The following is a 16827-nucleotide window of genomic DNA, read 5'->3' as shown; positions in this document are numbered from 1 at the left end:
CACACCATGGCTGTTGATATGTATCAAACCGGGGTAAGCGGGCTGCTGGCGGCCCAGGCCCAGCTGGCCACCACCGGCCACAACATTGCCAACGTGAACACCGAAGGCTACAGTCGTCAGCGGGCCGAGCAAGCCACTACCATGCACATGTTTTCAGGTGGCAATTTTTACGGCACCGGCACTCGGGTTAATGACGTGACCCGCATGTATCAGGAATACGCCTTTCGCGATGTGCTGATCAACAACACCGAAAAGGCCGGTGCCGAGGCGCTTTACAATCACCTCGATTACCTCGACAAGACCATGACCAGTGTGAATGCCGGCCTGGCCAGCAGCCTGGATGATCTCTACGGTGCCATTAACGCCGTGGCCGATAACCCGGGCAACCTGGGCAACCGGGAACTGATGCTGGCCAATGCGCAGGATATCGTCGACCATTTCAACGACTTCTACAGCTCGGTGGAGCAGGAGCGCATGATCAAGAACCGGGACATTGAATCCCGGGCCGAACACATCAGTTCGCTCACCGCCGGTATTGCCGATCTCAACCAGCAGATATTGAACGCCGGCCAGAACGCGCCGCCCAACGACCTGCTGGATCAGCGTGACCGGCTGATTCAGGAGCTGGGCCAGCAGGTACATATCACCACCCTCAAGGAAAGTAACGGCATGGTGTCGGTCATGCTGGGCGGACGCGAGCCCCTGGTATCGGGCAATCAGGCCTATCAACTGGAGGTGCGGCCGGGCTCGCCGGATCAGCAACAGACCGAGCTTTACCTGCTTCCACCCAACAGCAATGGCCAGGCTACCCGGCTCAGGGGCAGCCAGGCTCTGGGCGGTGAAATGGGCGCCCTGTTTCATTATCGCGATCAGGTGCTGGGTCCCAACCTGAGTGACATGGGTAAAACCGCCATTGCCATTGCCGATGCCTTTAACAAGATTCAGGCTCAGGGGGTGGATCTGAACGGCAATGCCGGCCAGAACATGTTTAACGATATCAACGATCCCGACGCCATGGCCAAGCGCTTTGTGGGGGACAATCCCGGTGTGTCGGGCGCGGTGGAAATCACCGATACCGGCAAGCTGACCGGCGGTGAGTACAGCCTCAAATATCAGCCCAATGGCGACTTTCTGTTTACCGACGTCGCCAGCGGAACCGAAATAACGGTGGCTGCGGGTGATGTAGTGACCGGCCCCGGCACCCAGATGACCATTACGCCGCCCAACCTTGGCTTTACCCTGACCCTCAGTGACACTCCCAACACCGGGGATGAAATGCTGGTTCAGCCCACTCGCCAAGGCGCCATTGATTTGACCCTGAACCTGAAAACCGGGGATCAGATTGCCGCATCCGGCTCGCTGATGGTCAGCCCCGATGGTGATAATACCGGCACTGCCAAACCTTCGGTCAGTCTGACCGAACCGACTCCGCCGGCCACCGCCATTGCCAAGGCCGACTACCCGCTTAACCTCAAGGTGGAAGATGATGGTTCGGGAGGCTTTGTCTATAACGTCACCGATCGCAACGGCAATAGCCTGTTCAGCGGCGTGCCTGATGCCGATGGCAAGATAGCCTTTAACGATGTCGAGCTAAGCATGAACGGCGATGCTCAGCTTTATGATCAGTTCGAAATTCGTCAGGCCAGTGGCTCGGGCAACAACGAAAACGCCCTGGCCTTTGCCGAGCTGCAAAACAAAAAGTGGCTCAACAATGGTAAATCCACCGTCACCGACAGCCTGAATCAGACGGCCGTGGGCATTGGCAGCATGACCCGAAACCAAAGGGTCAAGGCGGATGCGGCGGATGCGGCCTACCAGCAATCCTATGATCGCATGCTGGCCACCTCGGGCGTTAACCTGGACGAAGAGGCTGCCAATCTGCTGCGTTTTCAGCAGTCCTATATGGCGGCGGCACGGGTGGTGTCCACCGCCAGTGAAACCATGAATACCCTGTTGCAGATCCGCTAAGGAGTCATAATGCGTGTTGCCAGTTTTCAGTTTATTCAGCGCAACCTGAACAACATCAGCGCCCGCACCTCCCAGGCCAATGAGCAACTGGGGCAGATGTCATCCGGAAAGCGGGTGGAGCATGCCAGCGACGATCCGGTATCGGCCAACGGCATCCTTAACTACAAGCAGGAGCTGCGCAAGCTCGAGCAGTATCAGAACAATATCAACCTGGCGGAAAACCGGCTGCGTCGGGAAGAGTGGGCGTTAAGCTCCGCCGAAACCATTACCCAGCAGGTAAAGGAAATCATGCTGGGGGCCAACAATCCCGCCATGACCCAGCAGGAACGGAATGCCTACAAGGAAGAGCTGCAAAGCCGCATCGACGAAATGCTGGATCTGGCCAACACCCAGGATGAGTTTGGTCAGTATATTTTCGGCGGGTTTCAGACCGATGATTCCCCCTTCAGCCGCCAGCCCGACGGTACCGTGGTATATGGTGGTGACGGCGGTCAGCGAGACATGATGGTGGGTGACAACGTCAGGGTGGGGATCAACCACAGTGGCGAGCTGGTGTTTGGCGGTGTGCCTAATCCGCGGGGTGATTTTACCGTTAGCTATGAACTGGGCAGCCAGTCGCGGGAAGACAACCTGCGTGTTGAACGGGCCCATATCAATGACAAAAGCAGCTTTACCGACGCGCACCCCTATACCATCGACTTTGTCACCGATCCCAACAGCCCCGACGGCGTGGCCTTTACCATCACAGACGCAGGTGGCAATGTGGTGCCGGCGCCGCCCGCAGATCCGACGCCTTATGTTCCGGGTGACACGGTCACCGTCGATGGTGTTGACATCACCATCAAGGGTGAAGCCAAAGTGGGCGATAAAGTCACCCTTTCTTCCGACGTCAAAGACGGCACCGGCCAGGATAGCCGCAATGTGTTTGATGTGCTCAAAAGGGCCAAAGACTGGCTGGAAAGCGATGGCCATAACCCCTCTGGCCAGAGTGAAATGATCGAAGTGCTGGATGAACTGGACGCCATGGCCGGGCATTTTACCCGCGTACGCGCCGATACCGGCAACCGCATGCAGCGGCTGGAAAACCAGCAGCTCACCCACGAAGACATGAGCCTGACCCTGAACAAGCTGCGCAGCGGCATGGAAGATCTTGACTACGCCAAGGCCACCGGCGAGTTCAGCCAGACCATGGTGGCGCTGCAGGCTACTCAGACCATGTTCGGCAAGGTGCAGAGCATGAGCCTGTTTAACTACATTTAACGATATAACTACGTGATAACTACGTGCCGGCGTACCGGCACCAGGTTGTACTGAAAACAGACGGGGCCGGCATTTGCCGGCCCCGATGTTTATTCCGCCACACAATCCACAAAGTAGCGGGTTTCGCCCTGCTGCTCTTCCGCCACCAGGCCGTGAATGTAGGTTTCAAAGCCAGGAAAGCGCTGGTTGAACTCGCGGGCAAAGCGCAGGTAACTGATGATGGTGTCGTTAAACACCTCTCCCGGGATCAGCAGCGGAATGCCGGGCGGGTAGGGGGCCACCATCACCGCCGTGGTGCGCCCGGTCAGCTCGTCGAGAGGGACCCGCTCGATTTGCTTGTGGGCCATTCTGGCAAAGGCGTCGGCGGGCTTCATGGCCGGCACCAGATCCGACAGGTACATTTCCGTGGTCAGCCGGGCCACGTCGTTTTCCTTGTACACGGCATGAATTTGCTCGCACAGATCCCGCAGCCCCACTCGCTCGTAGCTGGGCTGGCTCTGCACAAACTCCGGCAAAATCTTCCATAACGGCACGTTGTTGTCGTAATCGTCCTTGAACTGCTGCAGTTCGGTCACCATGGTGTTCCAGCGGCCCTTGGTGATGCCGATGGTAAACATGATAAAGAAGGAATAGAGCCCGGTTTTCTCGATCACGATGCCGTGCTCGGCCAGGTATTTGGTCACCACCACCGCCGGAATGCCGGACTCGGCAAACTGGCCCTTCATGTTGAGACCGGGGGTGAGAATGGTGGCCTTGATCGGGTCGAGCAGGTTAAAGCCGGGCTCAATGTCGCCAAAGCCGTGCCAGCCGTCTTCCGAGCGCAGCATCCAGGCGTCGCGCTCGTCCAGGCCGTGATCGGTGAGATCGTCCGGACCCCATACCTTGAACCACCAGTCGATGCCGTATTCGTCGTCCACCTTGCGCATGGCCCGGCGAAACTCCAGCGCTTCGGCCAGGGACTCTTCCACCAGGGCGGTGCCGCCCGGCTCTTCCATCATGGCCGCCGCCACGTCGCAGGACGCAATAATGGCGTATTGCGGGCTGGTGGAGGTGTGCATCAGGTAGGCTTCGTTGAACACATGGCGGTCAAGCCGGGTCTTTTCGCCGTCCTGGATCAGGATTTGGGATGCCTGGGACAGGCCCGCCAGCAGCTTGTGGGTGGACTGGGTGGCGAACACCATGGAGTCTTCACAGCGCGGCCGGCCTTCGCCAATGGCGTGATAGTCACCGTAAAAGTCGTGAAAGGCGGCGTGGGGCAACCAGGCTTCGTCGAAATGCAGGGTTTCAATCTCACCGTCGAGCAGGCCCTTGATCTCTTCCACGTTATAGAGAATGCCGTCGTAGGTGGACTGGGTAATGGTCAGCACTCGGGGTTTGGTATCGGGATTTTTAGCCAGAATTTCCCGGCAGAAGGGGTTGGCTTCCATCTTTTGGCGAATGCGCGCGGGCTCGAATTCGCTGCGGGGAATGGGGCCGATAATGCCGTAGTGGTTGCGGGTTGGCATCAGGAATACCGGCACGGCACCGGTCATCATGATGGCGTGCAGAATCGACTTGTGGCAGTTGCGATCCACCACCACGATATCGCCGGGGGCCACGGTGGAGTTCCACACGATTTTGTTGGAGGTGGAAGTGCCATTGGTCACGAAAAACAGGTGATCGGCATTGAAAATACGGGCGGCGTTGCGCTCCGAGGCAGCCACCGGGCCGGTGTGATCGAGCAGCTGACCCAGCTCGTCCACCGAGTTGCACACGTCGGCGCGCAGCATGTTTTCGCCGAAAAACTGGTGAAACATGCGCCCCACCGGCGATTTCAGAAAGGCCACGCCACCGGAGTGCCCCGGGCAGTGCCAGGAATAAGAGCCGTCCTGGGCGTAGTGGGTCAGGGCGCGGAAAAATGGCGGTGCCAGGGAGTCGAGGTAGCTTTTAGCCTCGCGAATAATGTGCCGGGCCACGAAGTCGGGCGTGTCTTCGTGCATGTGAATAAAGCCGTGTAGCTCCCGCAGAATGGCGTTGGGAATATGACGGGCGGTGCGGGTTTCACCGTAAAGGTAAATGGGAATGTCCGGGTTGCGGTGGCGAATTTGCTCCACAAACCCGCGCAGCTGCTCCAGTACCGAGTGCGCTTCTTCCCGGCTGCCGGCCAGCTCTTCGTCGTCGATGGACAGCACAAAGCCGGCGGCCCGGCTCTGCTGCTGGGCGAATGAGGTCAGGTCACCGTAGCTGGTGTAACCCACCACGTCCATGCCGGCCTTTTCAATGGCCGACGCCAGCTCGCGAATGCCGGAGCCGCTGGTGTTTTCGGAGCGAAAGTCTTCGTCGATGATAACGATGGGAAAGTAAAAGCGCATCAATGGTCCCTTGTTGCCTGGAGCGAGTGCCAAAATCATAGCCGATCCGCATTCTACTGCCTGACCAAAAGGCTGACAAAAGATAGTTATGCATTTTGGGTGATTAAATAATATTGGATGGCGTCCGGCGAGGAGCGGTGAGACGTCAAATGCTTTACCTCCAGCGTCTAACGTCTTACCTCCACCGCCTTTCGTGTGGAAAAGGAGCGGCATCGCAGGCACTATTTGAGACTGGCTTAAGACAGGACACCTTCATGCCCGGACTTTTTCGACTCGCCGGCCTGGCCCTGGCAACCGCACTGGTGACTGGTTGCGCCACGGCGCCGCCAAAGAACCCCACCAATCTCTGTGCCATCTTTGAGCAATATCCCGACTGGCACGAGGCGGCGGAAGACACACGGCAAAAATGGGGCGCGCCGGCGCACGTGACCATGGCGATGATGTTTCAGGAAAGCAGTTTTCGTCACGATGCCCGGCCACCCATGCGCTGGTTTTTGTTTATTCCCTATGGCCGGGCTTCCAGTGCCTATGGCTATGCCCAGGCCAAGGACGAAACCTGGGCCGATTATCGACGGGAAACCGGCAACGGCTGGGCCGACCGGGACGATTTTGACGACGCCATGGACTTTATGGGCTGGTATATGAGCAAAACCAGTCGCTTGAACGGCATCTCCAAGTGGGATGCCTACGGCCAGTATTTGAATTATCACGAAGGCTGGACCGGCTACCGCCGTGGCAACCACCTGCGCAAGCGCTGGCTGCTGGGTGTTTCACGCAAGGTGGAAAGCCGAGCCAAACGCTATGCCGAGCAATACTGGGGCTGCAAGGATGAGCTGAACAGCGGCTGGTTCTGACCCCTTTGGGGAGCTGTCAGAGTGTAGGTTGCGAATGAGCGCAGCGAATTCCAACAATCCGCCGGCGGCTTCGCGTTGTGGTTCGCTCCGCTCATCACAACCTACTTTACTTACAGCTTGTGTTCAGGTATTTGGCCATTTCGTCTTCGGGCACCATGCCGCCGCCGGTGGCCCACACCAGGTGATGGGCGCGGGCCAGCCGTGCCGGTGTCAGCCCCATGCGCTCCCGGTAACCCTGATCCTCATTTTCCACGCGCCAGGGACCGGGCATGCCGGCCAGGGCCGAGGGCTCGAGAAACATGTTTTCCTGCCGGGCCAGCAGGCCGAGCAGGCTCAGCATTTGTTCATCGGGCAGGGTGTAAAAGCCGTCGAGCATCGGCGCCATCACTCGGCCCACAAAACCGGATGGCCGGCCCACCGCCAGCCCGTCGGCGGCGGTGAGGTTGTCGATACCCAAATCCTGTACCGAAATGGCGTCGTGCAGGCCGGTATAGACCCCGAGCAGCATGCAGGGCGAATGAGTGGGCTCGGCAAACACGCAGTGCACGGCATCGCCAAAGGCCAGTTTCAGGCCAAAGGCCACGCCCCCCGGGCCACCGCCCACGCCGCACGGCAGGTAAACGAACAGCGGGTGCTCCTTGTCTACGCGAATGCCCTGCTGCTCCAGTTGGGCTTTGAGCCGCAGTCCGGCCACGGCATAGCCCAGGAACAGCTGCACCGAGTTTTCATCGTCCACAAAGTGGCAGTAGGGATCGCTCTGTGCCTGGGCCCGTCCTTCGGCCACCGCCACCGAGTAATCGCTCTGATATTCCACCACCTTGACGCCGTGGCTGCGCAGCAGCGCCTTCTTCCATTCCCGCGCATCCGCCGACATGTGCACACTGACCTGAAAACCCAGTTGGGCACTGATGATGCCGATGGACAGCCCCAGATTACCGGTGGATCCCACGGCCACGGAATAACGGCCAAAAAATGTGCGGAATTCGTCGCTGTCGAGCCGGGCGTAATCGTCATTCAGGTGCAGCAGGCCGGCCTTGAGCGCCAGCTTCTCGGCATGGTGCAGCACCTCATAGATGCCGCCTCTGGCCTTGATGGAGCCGGAGACCGGTAGCAGGTCGTCCCGCTTCAACAGCAGGGTGCCGGCAAGAGAGCCGTTCAGCTGCTGGTCCAGGGCGTGCTGCATGGCGGGAATAGCCTGCACCGGGGATTCCAGAATGCCATTAAGCGCACGAGTGTCGGCAAACACGGTGCGAAAATAGGCGGCGAATCGGCCCAGCCGGGCGGCGGCGTCGGCGACATCGTCGGCGGTCAGCGCCACGCCCTTTAACGCCCGCTCCAGCGGCTGGCGTTCGGGGTTGAACCAGGTGACCGGCGTCAGCGCCATCAGCGGGTTGAGCAGCGGATAACGGTGGCAGAGCTCGTCGATAGCCTGCCGGGAATAATGAGGGTGTGAATGCATGGAAAGGGTGTCCTGAATACAAGCTGGCGCCAGTATAACAAGCAAAGCCGGACCCTTGCAGTCCGGCTTGTGAGTTCATCGTCAGTATTAACTTGAATGATAAGAGGCGGCCCTGAGGCCGCTTCTTGGTTCGGTCAGCCCGCTTTTTGCCGGGCAAAGTACTCTTTGGTCAGGCGGAACACCACCGGGCTCAGCAGCGCCAGGGCGATCAGGTTGGGAATGGCCATCATGGCGTTCAGGGTGTCGGCCAGCAACCAGATAAATTCCAGCGACTGAGTGGCGCCAATGGGCAGGGCCAGCACCCAGGCAATGCGGAAGGGCACGATGGCCTTGACGCCAAACAGGAACTGCACACATTTCTCGCCGTAGAAGCTCCAGCCAAGAATGGTGGTGAAGGCGAAGATGGCCAGCGCTACCGAGACGATGTATTCACCGCCGGGAATGGCCAGGGAGAAGGCCAGGGTGGTGAGGGACGCCCCGGCTTCACCGCTGGTCCAGCTGCCGGTCACGATAATGGCCAGGCCGGTGACCGAGCACACGATAATGGTATCGATAAAGGTACCCAGCATGGCGATCAGGCCCTGACGTACCGGGTTGTCGGTTTTGGCGGCGGCGTGAGCGATGGGCGCACTGCCCAGGCCCGCTTCGTTGGAAAATACGCCCCGGGCCACACCAAAGCGAATGGCGGCCCATACCGCGGCGCCGGCAAAGCCACCCTGAGCGGCGATGGGGGTAAAGGCATGCTCAATGATCAGGGCAAAGGCGGCGGGAATTTCACCCAGGTTCATTGCCAGCACCACGATACCGGCGGCGAAGTAGGATACCGTCATCAGCGGCACCAGTTTGCCCGCGACTTCCGAAATCCAGCGAATACCACCGATCAGCACCAGGCCCACCAGCACCATCAGCACAATGCCGGTCATGGTGTGGGATATGCCAAAGGAGGCATCCAGGGCGTCGGCCACCGAGTTGGCCTGCACGGTATTGCCAATGCCAAAGCCGGCAAAGCCGCCGAAGATGGCAAAGGCCACGCCCAGCCATGCCCATTTGGCACCGAGGCCATTGCGAATGTAATACATGGGGCCACCCACATGGTTGCCCAGTTTGTCGGTTTCCCGGTATTTCACCGCGCACACCGCCTCGGCGTATTTGGTGGCCATACCCACCAGGGCGGTCATCCACATCCAGAACAGGGCGCCGGGACCGCCAAAGAAGATGGCGGTGGCCACACCGGCGATATTACCGGTACCAATGGTGGCCGACAGGGCCGTCATCAGGGCGTTGAAGGGAGAGATTTCGCCGGCACCGGCCTCGGCCTTGCTGAACAGCAGCTTAAAACCGGTGCCCAGCTTGCGAATGGGCATCAGGCCAAGGCCCAGTTGCAGGTAAAGGCCAAGGCCGAGAATACCAACCAGCATGGGGACGCCCCATACCACGCTATTTACAGAGGTCAGCAAAGAGGTGAGCCATTCCATCGGTGTCACTCCTGGAGGAAGAAAAATGCCAAAATTGGGCCGTTCAGTAAGAGACTAGACCCATTCAGACCATTAGAGTACCCAGTTCATGTTTCGAGCGAAACTAAAAGTAGCATTTCATGGCAAGGCGTAATGCCGTGATCACGCTTTTTTGCCCGGCGTAGCCCAGCCGTTTTGCCACTTGGGCCGGCTCTGCGCCGGGGTGCAGGGCCGCCTGCAGCAGGGCTTGCTGGTGTGGCGTTGGCGGATGTACCGGTGTGTGATGGGCGATAAAGCGGCGCAGGGCGGGGCGATCGGCGTGCAGATCTCGGTGATAACAGGCAAAGTCATGGGCGCGTCGCGCGTCCCGCTGTTCATTGACTCGTGGTGGGGGCAGAGGCAGGCCGGTGGGCATGGTACGGCCTTCGTCACGCATATCGGCACCGAACTGCCCCTGCCACTCATGCAGCACTGATTGGGCGCGGCTGGATGCCGGCCACAGCATCATGGCCGCGTGCAGACCGCTGACACCATCGGCGGCCAGCCCCAGGCGTACCGGAAGAAAGCCGTTGCGGCTCCAGAACGTTAGCAGCTCGGGGCTGGCACCAAAGCTGGTGCCGAGAAAATCGATGTTCACCTGCTGTTTGAGCCAGCCCAGCAGCTGCGAGCCGATGCCGGCCTGCTGGCAGGCCGGGTGCACCACAATGCGCATAATGCGGGCATAGCCAAAATCACAGGCATCCATCAGGCCGCCATGAAAACACAGCGATTGGGGCAGCAGATGGCCCCGTGGTCGGCGCTGGCCGCGCCAGATAGCGGTAGCCAGGGCGCCATCCAGCTCGCCTTCCCGCTGTAGCAGCGCCGCCGCTACCGGCACACCCTGACGAAAGACCACCGCCAGCGATACCCCGGGGGCATCCAGCAGTTGGCGCAGATCGCTCGGCCGGGTCTGATAATGGGCCAGGGTCAGCAGACCAAATACCTGCTGCAGCAGGGTATCGTCGGCCAGCAGGCGCTGGCGGGTGACCCATTCCATGTTCGGTGCGCCGGCCGAAGGGGGCGCGGGCGGATTCGAGTCCAATGCCAGCAAGCGAAACAGCAAGGGTTCCAGCGGGTCACCCTGGCTCCAGCGGGCCGGCGTACCGATATGCGCCTTGCCCACCGTCGGGCTCAGGGCGGCCAGTGCCGGCTGAAATTTGAGGGTAAAGCCCAGCCCGGTGCCCTCGTAGCCATGCTCGGTGCTGGCAAACAGGCAGCAGTAGCGGCGGGCAAGCGCAAGCAGCATGGGCACCGGCAGGGCGGCGGCTTCGTCGACCAGCACCACATCGGCCGCGGGCCGCTCCGCCAGCAGGGCGTCGGGAGCCATAAAGGGCAGATCAGGTTCGCAGTGGGCTAAGGCCCGGGCAGCGGCGTCCGGGCTGGGGGCGGTAAGCAGCACCCGCTTGCCGGCGCGCAACAGCCGGCCCGCCGCCAGCCCCAACAGGCTGGATTTGCCCCGGCCCCGGTCTGCTGTGAGCACGACGGGTACTCCGCGGCGTGCGCCGCGCAGCAACAGCGCCAGGGCATGGCGTTGTTGCCGGTTCAGGCAACCATGCCGGTCCCGTTGCAATCGCCATGGGGCGCCGGACAGCAGCGGCAGTGTCGGTACCGGCCGATGTTGTTGCCACAGCAATACACCAGGGGCGGAGTGCAGCAGGGCGATGACTCGAGTGATAAATCGGCTGTTTAGCCCCTCGGCCTGCTCGGGCAAGGCCACGTAGCGGCGCAAGTCCGGATCCGCATAGGCGTGCCAGCGCTGCAGGGGAGGGCACAGCAGCACCAGCAGGCCTCCGGCGGCCAGGGCCCCCACCGCGGCGCCAAGGGCATCCGGATGCAGGCCGCTGAAGGCATTGAAGACCAGGTGGTGATATTCCCGGCCCAGGGCGGTGTGAAACTTGCCAAGGGGGCAGTGCGGCTGAGCGAACGGGGCCTCGCCCAGCCAAAGAATATGTGCAGGAGCAAGACTCGAGAGCAGGGACTGCGCCCGGGCTTGTGCCCAGTCCTGCTCGCCACTCACTATCAGCAGCCGGCGCTCACCCCGTTGCAGCAGTTGCCGGCAGAAGCCGGGCCAGTCAGTCAAACAGGCGCTCACCGTTTTCGTCGATGAGGCGTTGGGCCTTTCCGATCATCAGCTCGGCGGCCTGCTCGGCACTGGGCAGCAGATCGGCCCTTATCAGCCGGTATTCCCGCCGCTCGCCGTCTTTTAGTTGCACAATGCGTCCCTGCAGCCGGTATTGTCCGCCCTCGGCGCCGGGCTCGGGATGAATGACAAAACCCTTGTATTCCACCGCTTCAAAACGGGGGCCGGCAGGAGCGGAAGAAGAAAACAGTCTGGTGAGCCAGCCGAACATGGGGGTTACTTCCTCACCCGCAGGATCACACTCTCACCCTGGGTCACAATGCCGCTGAGCTTGCTCAGATCCTTGACCTCGTCCATGTTGGAAATCACCACGGGAGCGAGGGTAGACTTGGCCTTTTGCTCCAGCAGGACCAAATCGAACTCCAGAATGGTCTCGCCTTTTTTCACCTGCTGGCCTTCCTGGGCGATGCGGGTAAAGCCTTCGCCTTTTAGCTCGACGGTATCAATGCCGAAATGCACGAACATCTCAAGGCCGGAGTCGGACTCAATAGAAAAGGCGTGGTTGGTTTCAAAGATTTTGCCGATGGTGCCGTCGCAGGGGGCCACCATTTTGTTGCCGCTGGGCTTGATGGCGATGCCGTCACCCACGATTTTCTCGGCGAACACCACATCGGGCACTTCCTCAAGAGGCACGATTTCACCGGAGAGGGGAGCGAACACCTCTATGGTGTTGGCATCATTTGTGTCGTCTGACACCATTTTTTTCAGTTTATCGAACAGACCCATTGCCTAAGCTCCTGAAGGATTCAACCGATGATGATAGCACGGCCCCAAAGCAGGTAAACAGCCGTTGCGCATGGGAAAAGTTTGCGAGCGCGGCATGCTCTGGAGGGAGAGTAGTTTGTCCTCACTGGCGGCGTTACATTCATCCTGAACGACGTGTTTAACGAGTGCCATATCGGCTGTGTGCCGGTTTCCTCGAGGCGTCATTCACATCATAAAAAAGGCGCCTTGCGGCGCCTTTTGAATCACGGCTGATTACTGTTGCAGTTCCTGCTCGGTAAAGATGCCCTGGAACAGGGCGGTGCTCAGGTAACGCTCACCGGAGCTGGGCAGGATCACCACGATGTTCTTGTCGGCGAACTCGGGCAGTTCGGCAATACGGTTGGCGGCCACCACGGCAGCGCCAGAGCTGATGCCGGCGAGAATGCCTTCGTCCTTCATCAGGCGGCGGGCCATCTCGATGGCGTCTTCGCTGCTGATCTGCTCAACCCGGTCGATCAGAGACAGATCCAGGTTGCCGGGAATGAAGCCGGCACCAATGCCCTGAATCTTGTGCGGGCCGGGCTTGATTTCCTGGCCGGCCAGGGCCTGGGTGATCACCGGGGATTCCACCGGCTCAACCGCCACCGTGGTAATGGCCTTGCCCTGGGTGTTTTTGATATAGCGGGACACGCCGGTCAGGGTGCCGCCAGTGCCCACGCCAGCCACGAACACATCCACTTCGCCGTCGGTGTCTTCCCAGATTTCCGGACCCGTGGTCTTTTCATGAATCTCCGGGTTGGCGGGGTTGTTGAACTGCTGCAGCAGTACATATTTCTCGGGCTGGGATTCTTTCAGCTCCATTGCCTTTTCAATGGCGCCCTTCATACCCTTGGCGCCATCGGTCAGCACCAGGTTGGCACCCAGGGCCTTGAGCAGCTGACGACGCTCCAGGCTCATGGTGTTGGGCATGGTCAGGGTAATGGGATAGCCACGGGAAGCGGCGACAAAGGCCAGGGCGATGCCGGTGTTGCCGCTGGTGGGCTCAATCAGTTCCTTGCCGGCAACCAGTTCACCGCGCTTTTCCGCGTCCCAGATCATGTTGGCGCCAATGCGGCACTTGACGCTGAAGCTCGGGTTGCGGCTTTCCACCTTGGCAAAGACACGGCCCTTGGCGACCCGGTTCAGCCTGACCAGAGGTGTACGGCCAATGGTGAGAGAGTTATCTTCAAAAATCTTGCTCATTGTGGCTATCCCTGATGTAAATGATCATGAAAGAGGGTTTACCATGTCAGCTTAATCTTTCCTGCGGGAATGAGAAGTGACGATTTGTTATAACAATATGTTATTAAATGATAAAATCATATTCCTTGTTTTTCGTGTTTTATCATCGATTGAAACCCGCCATTCGGGAGTCATTCGCGGTCGTCTGTGCGGCATGACCATGAAGTCAACGGCGATGGTTACAGTAAGGAACATAATCGGCCCTGGGTCCGGTCCTGATCCCGGGCGGAGTGACGGATATTCAGTGATGAAAAAAATCGGCATGACAATCTGGCTGTGGAGCATGCTGCTGCTTAGCGGCACGGCCCTGGCGTCTTCCTGGCAGGGCTCCCCCGAGGCGCGGCTGCAGTTGCATCAGCTGGGGCTGGAGCTGGCCCTGGCCGATGTCCACCCCGAACTCACCCTCCGCTGGCAGCAGGCGGTGTCGCCGGAAACCGCCTCAGATGCGGCGGACGACAGCCTGTGGCTGGGGCTGGCGGCCTTCTGGCGGCAGTGGGCCACCCTGAACTTTGAGCAACGCCAGTATCTGCAAACTCGGGATCTGGCACTGGTGGCCAGCGAGGCAGAGATTGCGGGGCTGCATGAGGCGAGGCTGAACAACAACCTGCTGGCGCTGGTGCGAACGCAGATCCCCGGTTACGGCGACTATGACATCCTCAAACAGCAGCTGGCCCGTTTGCTGGCCATGGCCGACGAGCCCTGGCCCGCTCTGGCCGGCCCCACCCTGCGTCCGGGAGAGCAAGGGCCGGCGGTAGCGCTGCTGCGCCAGCGGCTGCAGCGGTTAGGGGACATGGAGCCGGCCCTTGAGCCGGAAGAAACCGGCGACGACAACGTTTTTGATCAGGCGCTGGCGGCGGCGGTGGCGCGTTTTCAGCATCGCCACGGTCTGCAGGTGGACGGTGTGGTCGGGCCGCACACCTATGCCTGGCTCGATGTGTTGCCCCGCAGCCGGGCCCAGCTGCTGATGCGCAGCATGCTGCGCACCCTGATCGGCGACAGTCTGCCGGCCTCCTACTTGTTGGTGAACATTCCCGAATACCGACTGCGGCTGTATCAGCGGCAGGTGATGGTGCTGGAAAGCGACGTGATCGTGGGGCAGGACAGCCGAAAAACCCCCATCATGCACAGCAACATTACCAATGTGGTGGTCAATCCGCCCTGGAATGTGCCTCGCTCCATCATCAACAAGGACATAGTGCCCCGTTTGTATAAGGATCCCGGCTACATTGCCCGTCAGGGGTTTGAGGTGCTCGACGGCAGCGGTCGCGTGGTACCCGACGAAGAATGGCGGTTTGTGTTGTACACGGAAAACCGCTTTCCCTTTCGCTTGCGGCAACGGCCCGGCAACCTTAATGCCCTGGGAGCGTGGAAGTTTCATCTGCCCAACAACGAGGCCATCTATCTGCACGACACGCCCGCCCGAGGGTTGTTTGCCCGGGACAGCCGGGCGCTGAGCTCGGGTTGCGTGCGGGTGGCCAACGCCGAGCAACTGGCGCTGTGGCTGCTGAGTGATCGCTGGAGCCCGGAGCGGCTGGCGGCGCTGAAAGCCACACGCCATACCCGCTGGCTTCCGGTGAGCGAGCCGTTGCCGATCTTTATGGTGTACTGGCGCGGCTGGCTGGGTGAAGACGGCCTGCCCCGCTTTCGTGACGATATCTACGACTTCGACCTGTCTCTCAATGACCCCTTTGCCCGTCGCGACAGCCAAACCTGAATGAGTCTTGAGTCTCGCTTTTGCGACTCCTTATAACCATTGGTTGTTGATCTGGCGTGTTTATTCAGGTTAGCTTGCGCTCACTTTTGTCGTATTAATCGGGCCGTCCCACACCCTGTGTAGGGCGGCCGACTCACGCATTGCTCAGGAGGTTGTATGCTGAAACGCCATGTGGATCGCCGCCGTTTTTTAATGGGCCTGGGAGGGCTGAGTGCCGCCGCACTCATGGTGCCCGGCCAGGCTCGGGCCAGTCGTTCGGCGCCGGTACGCAAGCTCAGCCTGCACAACCTGCACACCGGCGAGCAGGTCAGCGCCAGCTTCTGGGAAGAAGGTCACTACATTGATGACGGCCTGGCTTCGTTCAACAAGGTGATGCGTGACTTTCGTACCAACGAGGTGCATGCCATCGATCCCAAGCTGTTTGACCAGCTGTTTTTGTTGCAGCACCGCCTGGGCAAACAGGGCGAAATCCAGATTATTTCCGGCTACCGTTCACCGGCCACCAATGCCATGCTGCGCAAAACCAGCTCCGGGGTGGCCAAGAAGAGCTATCACATGAAGGGCCAGGCCATTGATTTGCGCCTGCCCGGCGTGGAGTTGGCCAACCTGCGCCAGGCCGCCCGCAAGCTGGCGGTGGGCGGCGTGGGCTATTACCCCGGCTCCAACTTTGTTCACCTCGACACCGGTCCGGTACGCAGCTGGTAAAAGTGATCCACCCACAGGGCGGTGGCACCGCACACCGCCACCGGCATCACCAGCAAATTGATAAAGGGCAGGCTTGAGCACAGGGTCACGCTGGCACCAAAGCCCCAGGTCAGCCGGCGACGAGTGCCGAGCTCGCGTTGCATCAGGCTGAAGTCGATTTTGTGGTTGTCAAAGGGGTAGTCGCAATACTGAATGGCCATCATCCAGGCGCTAAAGGCAAACCAGATAAGCGGCGCCAGGGTCTGGCCCACCACGGGCACCAGAAACAATAACAGGCAGCCCAGCGCCCGGGGCAGGTAATAAGCCATTTTGCGCCACTCTCTACCCAGCATGCGAGGGGTGTCCTTGATCAGATCGAGCCAGCCGCTGTCGGGCACCGGATTACCGGTTAGCTTGAGCTCCACCCGTTCGGCCAGCAGGCCATTAAAGGGAGCCGCCAGCATATTGGCAAAACCGGTAAACACGAAGGAAAAGCCCATCGCTATGGTCACCAGGGCCAGCGGCCACAGCAGGTAGCCCAGCCAGTGCAGGTAGTCGGGAGTCTGCTCCGCCAGCCAGGTGAACACCGCTTCCAGCTGCACAAACAGATAGTAGAAGGCGCCGCCAAACAGCAGCAGGTTGACCAGCAAGGGGATAATCACAAAGGGACGCAAATCCCGCTCATTGATCAATGACAGGCCCTTCATCAGATATTGGGGCCCGCTGGCGCTGTGATAACTGGCAGACATAAACATGTTCCAAAAGTAACCGAGCGCTCATTTTAAAGAAGCTTACCAGCAACCGCCACCGTCGCTGATACGGCGCGAAATGCGCTGTCGCAGCCATTTTTCTTGCTTAAACCCCGCTTTGAGGCGATAAAGGTCATGATTTTATGTGACTGGTGCCTGTCAGACTCTT

Annotated in this window: 13 protein-coding genes; 5 read left to right on the top strand and 8 right to left on the bottom strand. The window is 60.0% G+C overall.

The features are described from left to right. Positions 1-6 precede the first annotated feature (6 nt). Together flgK and flgL are read left to right on the top strand one after the other, a co-directional pair. Positions 7-1968, top strand: a complete 1962-nt coding sequence (gene flgK / locus B6S08_RS07240; RefSeq protein WP_245849825.1) for a flagellar hook-associated protein FlgK — start codon at positions 7-9, stop codon at positions 1966-1968. A 9-nt stretch (positions 1969-1977) separates the two neighbouring features. Next, positions 1978-3228 carry a flagellar hook-associated protein FlgL gene (gene flgL, locus B6S08_RS07235; protein WP_094200051.1) on the top strand — a complete coding sequence of 417 codons (1251 nt, stop codon included), beginning with the start codon at positions 1978-1980 and terminating at the stop codon, positions 3226-3228. Positions 3229-3317: 89 nt separating this feature from the next. Here the strand turns inward: flgL and B6S08_RS07230 are convergent, their stop codons facing one another. Next, positions 3318-5618, bottom strand: a complete 2301-nt coding sequence (locus B6S08_RS07230) for an arginine/lysine/ornithine decarboxylase (protein ID WP_206063569.1) — start codon at positions 5616-5618, stop codon at positions 3318-3320. Positions 5619-5833: 215 nt separating this feature from the next. On the opposite strand from B6S08_RS07230, the gene B6S08_RS07225 reads away from it, so the two are divergent. Beyond that, entirely contained in the window at positions 5834-6433 is a 600-nt protein-coding gene (locus tag B6S08_RS07225; protein ID WP_094200049.1) for a transglycosylase SLT domain-containing protein, read from the top strand. Positions 6434-6539: 106 nt separating this feature from the next. Here B6S08_RS07225 and B6S08_RS07220 read toward each other — a convergent pair whose 3' ends face one another. From B6S08_RS07220 to cysK, 6 genes are all read right to left on the bottom strand, one after another. After that, positions 6540-7892, bottom strand: a complete 1353-nt coding sequence (locus B6S08_RS07220; RefSeq protein WP_094200048.1) for a D-serine ammonia-lyase — start codon at positions 7890-7892, stop codon at positions 6540-6542. 134 nt (positions 7893-8026) lie between these two features. Next, positions 8027-9367 (bottom strand): alanine/glycine:cation symporter family protein, encoded by a 1341-nt coding sequence (locus B6S08_RS07215; RefSeq protein ID WP_094200047.1) that lies wholly within the window; start codon positions 9365-9367, stop codon positions 8027-8029. Between the two features lie 103 nt (positions 9368-9470). Continuing rightward, entirely contained in the window at positions 9471-11465 is a 1995-nt protein-coding gene (locus tag B6S08_RS07210) for a tRNA(Met) cytidine acetyltransferase TmcA (RefSeq protein WP_094200046.1), read from the bottom strand. Further along, positions 11458-11736 (bottom strand): HlyU family transcriptional regulator, encoded by a 279-nt coding sequence (locus B6S08_RS07205; RefSeq protein ID WP_094200045.1) that lies wholly within the window; start codon positions 11734-11736, stop codon positions 11458-11460. The genes B6S08_RS07210 and B6S08_RS07205 overlap by 8 nt, the downstream gene beginning before the upstream one ends. A 5-nt stretch (positions 11737-11741) precedes the next feature. Continuing rightward, positions 11742-12251, bottom strand: coding sequence for a PTS glucose transporter subunit IIA (gene crr, locus B6S08_RS07200; protein ID WP_094200044.1), 510 nt, complete (start codon positions 12249-12251; stop codon positions 11742-11744). Positions 12252-12503: 252 nt separating this feature from the next. After that, positions 12504-13472 (bottom strand): cysteine synthase A, encoded by a 969-nt coding sequence (gene cysK / locus B6S08_RS07195; protein ID WP_094200043.1) that lies wholly within the window; start codon positions 13470-13472, stop codon positions 12504-12506. A 301-nt stretch (positions 13473-13773) separates the two neighbouring features. On the opposite strand from cysK, the gene B6S08_RS07190 reads away from it, so the two are divergent. Together B6S08_RS07190 and mepK are read left to right on the top strand one after the other, a co-directional pair. Then, positions 13774-15225, top strand: coding sequence for a L,D-transpeptidase family protein (locus B6S08_RS07190; RefSeq protein ID WP_245849824.1), 1452 nt, complete (start codon positions 13774-13776; stop codon positions 15223-15225). A gap of 156 nt (positions 15226-15381) precedes the next feature. Next, a complete protein-coding gene (gene mepK / locus B6S08_RS07185) occupies positions 15382-15930 on the top strand; it encodes a peptidoglycan L,D-endopeptidase MepK (RefSeq protein WP_094200041.1) in 549 nt (182 codons plus the stop codon). Here the strand turns inward: mepK and cysZ are convergent. Continuing rightward, a complete protein-coding gene (gene cysZ, locus B6S08_RS07180; RefSeq protein ID WP_094200577.1) occupies positions 15897-16658 on the bottom strand; it encodes a sulfate transporter CysZ in 762 nt (253 codons plus the stop codon). The two genes, mepK and cysZ, sit on opposite strands and share 34 nt — an antisense overlap. Between the last annotated feature and the right edge of the window lie 169 nt (positions 16659-16827).

The sequence above is a fragment of the Oceanimonas doudoroffii genome (assembly GCF_002242685.1).
Taxonomy (GTDB): Bacteria; Pseudomonadota; Gammaproteobacteria; order Enterobacterales; family Aeromonadaceae; genus Oceanimonas; species Oceanimonas doudoroffii.
The sequence above is the reverse complement of the archived record's forward strand: the minus strand, read 5'-3'. Positions and strand labels throughout refer to the sequence as shown.

What these genes read in the sequence shown, in the direction of transcription:
- flgK (WP_245849825.1), top strand. Translation starts at nt 7, where the DNA reads ATGGCTGTTGATATGTATCAAACCGGGGTAAGCGGGCTGCTGGCGGCC.
- flgL (WP_094200051.1), top strand. Translation starts at nt 1,978, where the DNA reads ATGCGTGTTGCCAGTTTTCAGTTTATTCAGCGCAACCTGAACAACATC.
- B6S08_RS07230 (WP_206063569.1), bottom strand. Translation starts at nt 5,618, where the DNA reads ATGATTTTGGCACTCGCTCCAGGCAACAAGGGACCATTGATGCGCTTT.
- B6S08_RS07225 (WP_094200049.1), top strand. Translation starts at nt 5,834, where the DNA reads ATGCCCGGACTTTTTCGACTCGCCGGCCTGGCCCTGGCAACCGCACTG.
- B6S08_RS07220 (WP_094200048.1), bottom strand. Translation starts at nt 7,892, where the DNA reads ATGCATTCACACCCTCATTATTCCCGGCAGGCTATCGACGAGCTCTGC.
- B6S08_RS07215 (WP_094200047.1), bottom strand. Translation starts at nt 9,367, where the DNA reads ATGGAATGGCTCACCTCTTTGCTGACCTCTGTAAATAGCGTGGTATGG.
- B6S08_RS07205 (WP_094200045.1), bottom strand. Translation starts at nt 11,736, where the DNA reads ATGTTCGGCTGGCTCACCAGACTGTTTTCTTCTTCCGCTCCTGCCGGC.
- crr (WP_094200044.1), bottom strand. Translation starts at nt 12,251, where the DNA reads ATGGGTCTGTTCGATAAACTGAAAAAAATGGTGTCAGACGACACAAAT.
- cysK (WP_094200043.1), bottom strand. Translation starts at nt 13,472, where the DNA reads ATGAGCAAGATTTTTGAAGATAACTCTCTCACCATTGGCCGTACACCT.
- B6S08_RS07190 (WP_245849824.1), top strand. Translation starts at nt 13,774, where the DNA reads ATGACAATCTGGCTGTGGAGCATGCTGCTGCTTAGCGGCACGGCCCTG.
- mepK (WP_094200041.1), top strand. Translation starts at nt 15,382, where the DNA reads ATGCTGAAACGCCATGTGGATCGCCGCCGTTTTTTAATGGGCCTGGGA.
- cysZ (WP_094200577.1), bottom strand. Translation starts at nt 16,658, where the DNA reads ATGTCTGCCAGTTATCACAGCGCCAGCGGGCCCCAATATCTGATGAAG.